Source organism: Billgrantia montanilacus, assembly GCF_003336675.1.
Classification (GTDB): domain Bacteria; phylum Pseudomonadota; class Gammaproteobacteria; order Pseudomonadales; family Halomonadaceae; genus Halomonas; species Halomonas montanilacus.
On sequence record NZ_QPII01000048.1, the window covers coordinates 1 to 1,211 of the forward strand.

At 59.5% G+C, this 1,211-nt stretch carries 2 protein-coding genes; both read left to right on the forward strand.

The features are described 5' to 3' along the window. Positions 1–56 precede the first annotated feature (56 nt). The gene (locus DU505_RS22190; protein WP_114481142.1) at positions 57–368 is read left to right on the forward strand and encodes a DUF1153 domain-containing protein; all 312 of its coding nucleotides are present in this window, start codon (positions 57–59) and stop codon (positions 366–368) included. A 5-nt stretch (positions 369–373) separates the two neighbouring features. Further along, the gene (locus DU505_RS22195; RefSeq protein ID WP_114481143.1) at positions 374–1,183 is read left to right on the forward strand and encodes an IS3 family transposase; all 810 of its coding nucleotides are present in this window, start codon (positions 374–376) and stop codon (positions 1,181–1,183) included. The last annotated feature ends 28 nt before the right edge of the window (positions 1,184–1,211 follow it).

The window sequence follows — 1,211 nt, forward strand, 5'->3', positions numbered from 1 at the left end:
TGAAGTGACCCCCTCCAGAGCTGCACAGGCTATAGTGCAGCGATCAGGAGGACAGGATGAACGACGACAACCCCATCAAGCGATGGACCGCGAAGCGCAAGGCTGCCGTGGTCATGGACATCTTCAAGGGCAAGATCACGGTGGCTGAGGTGGCTCGCCAATACGACCTCACTGTCTCCGAGGTCGAGGGCTGGATCGATGAGGCCCAACGCAACATGGAGAACGGATTCAAAGCTCGCCCCAAGGACATCCGTGAGCAGTACGAGTCCGAGCTCCGAGAGACCAAGGAGGCACTGGGTGAAGCCCATCTGCAGATCTATGCACTAAAAAAATTCAAGCGCCTGCTCGACGAGGACGAGAACTCGTAAGGTCGCTGCAGGCGCAACTGGCCGAGGAAGGCCACGTGGTATCGCTCGTCAAGCTCTGCCGCTGGTTGGGATTCCCCCGGCGAAGCCTGTATTACCGGCCCAAGCCGCGGCGCCGTGTGATCAATACCGAGCTGGCCAGCAGAGTTAAGCTGACTCTGGAACGGTTCCCTACCTATGGCTATCGCCGTCTGGCGTGCGTACTGGGTGAGAACCGCAAGCCGATCCAGCGCATCTTGCAACTGAAGGGCTGGCAAGTGCGCAAACGACCTCAAGGCTTCCGCCCACGCGCCAGGAGCCTGCCGTCAGTCGCCTCAAGGCCTGATGAGCGATGGGCTACTGATCTTACTCACGTGTGGTGTGGAAAGGATCGACGAGCCAGCTTGGCGGTGATTATCGACTGTTGCACACGAGAGATCCTCGGTTGGCGATTATCGGACAATGGCAGTAGCAAGACCGCCGAGGCCGCGCTGGAAGAGGCCCTGGTGCATCGATTCGGCGCCTTGGGCCGAATTCATCAGCCCCTGGCACTGCGGTCCGATAACGGCCTGGTCTTCAGCAGTCGCCACTACACGGGCACGGTGAAGGCCTACGGACTGACGCAGGAGTTCACGACGCCGTACACACCGGAACAGAATGGGCTCGTAGAGCGCTTCTTCCGTTCCTTGAAGGAGGAGTGCATCTGGCTCCATCGATTCGAGTCGCTGGGCCAAGCCAGGGTCGTGATCAACCACTGGATCCGGTACTACAACGAAGAACGGCCGCATCAGTCTTTGGGCTATGTGGCACCCCGAGCACACCCCGCATTAGTGGCGTAGGGTGTGCAGAAACCAGGGGGTCATTACA

Bases quoted from the DNA above. Each gene is read 5' to 3' on its own strand.
- DU505_RS22190 (WP_114481142.1), top strand. From the start codon at position 57: ATGAACGACGACAACCCCATCAAGCGATGGACCGCGAAGCGCAAGGCT.